Consider the following 1,558-nt stretch of genomic DNA (forward strand, 5'->3'; position numbering starts at 1 on the left):
AGAAAAATTATCAGGAAAAACTCTTCACTTCCTTCCGGTTAAGTGACCGGATCCCAGAAGAAAATTTTTACAGACGTTTAAAAGAAGCCCTGAACCTGGAGTTTCTTTATCCGCTCACTCAAAAGTTTTATGGAGATAGTGGGCAGAAAAGTATTGATCCGGTGGTCTTTTTCAAGATCTGCCTGGTGGGTTATCTGGAAAACATCACCACCGACCGTGGAGTGATGAACCACTGTGCCATGCGGTTGGACATTCTTTATTTTATGGGTTATGATGTGGATGAGGAATTGCCCTGGCACAGTACCATTAGCCGTACCCGTCAGCTTTTCCCCGATGATATTTTTGAGGAAGTCTTTACCAGAGTATTAAAGCTGTGCATTGAAGCCGGGCTGGTAAGCGGCCATACCCAGGCCATTGACTCTGCTCCCGTAAAGGCCAATGCCTCGATGGACAGCCTGGAGATCAAAGTTCCGGCCGAAGAACTGGAAGAGCATCTTTCCAAAGTGAGGGTGCAAAGCAGCCGGGACCGAAAAGCCAAAGAAAACAAGGCTCCAAAGCAACAACAGAAAATTACGGCCAGCAAAAAGGAACTTCAGGAAATAAAAAGCAGGAACAAGAAATGGAGCAAAGATCAGGATATGCGTCCGGGAGCCAAAAACAAAGGCAGCAGGTACACCAGTAACAAAACGCATTACAGTCCTACAGATCCCGATGCAAAGATAAGTGTCAAGCCGGGCAAGGCCCGCAAGCTCAATTATCTGTGCAATATTGCTGTGGACACTGGCAGGCATGTCATTACCGATGTGCAGGCTTACCTGGCAGATAAAAAAGATAATCGGTATTTGCAGGATGCCACCCGGAGGTTAAACCGACGCCTTCGCAGGGAGGGAATGATCTGGGAGAATGTACTGGCAGATGCCGGCTACAGCAGCGGAGAAAACTACGCTTATCTTGAAAACAAAGGGATTAAAAGTTATATTCCTCCCCACGGCACTTACAAAGGAGGCCCTGAAGGATTTGAATATATCAAAGAAGAGAACTACTGGCTATGCCCGCAGGGAAAGAAAGTGACCTATCGCAAGCAATGGGTACGAAAGGGCTCTTTGGTAGATGATTATTTTACCCGGCGAAGCGATTGCAAAGGCTGCCCATTAAAACAAAGCTGCATCGGGAAAAGCCATGAGAAGCGAATTACCATCACTGCCTACCGTGAAGAATATGAGCGCAATATCAAAAGGGTGAACAGCAGGCGTGGCCGTTATATGAAAGGTAAGCGGCAAAGTACTGTAGAACCCGTCTTTGGCACTTTAAAGGAATTCCTGGGGCTGCGCAAGGTCAATACCCTTGGAATCCGGCAGGCCAATAAATGCATGCACCTGGCAGCAGTCGCTTATAATCTGAAGAAGTACCTGAAACATACCGCAAAAAAAGTAAAATCCGGGGCAGCACAGTCTGCCTTACTCTTTCCATACAAAAACTCACTGCAGAAGCTCCTAAGTCCACTTTTAAGGAACCTGAATTTTGTCACAGCTATCCTAATCTCTACAAGAAAAACCGC

General features: G+C 46.5%; 1 protein-coding gene. It reads left to right on the forward strand.

The features are described 5' to 3' along the window. Positions 1-1,558 (forward strand): IS1182 family transposase (locus RM539_RS19795; RefSeq protein WP_311505150.1); only part of this gene is annotated, 1,558 nt, incomplete at both ends.

Origin of the sequence: Autumnicola musiva, from assembly GCF_031846585.1 — a bacterium.
Taxonomy (GTDB): domain Bacteria; phylum Bacteroidota; class Bacteroidia; order Flavobacteriales; family Flavobacteriaceae; genus Autumnicola; species Autumnicola musiva.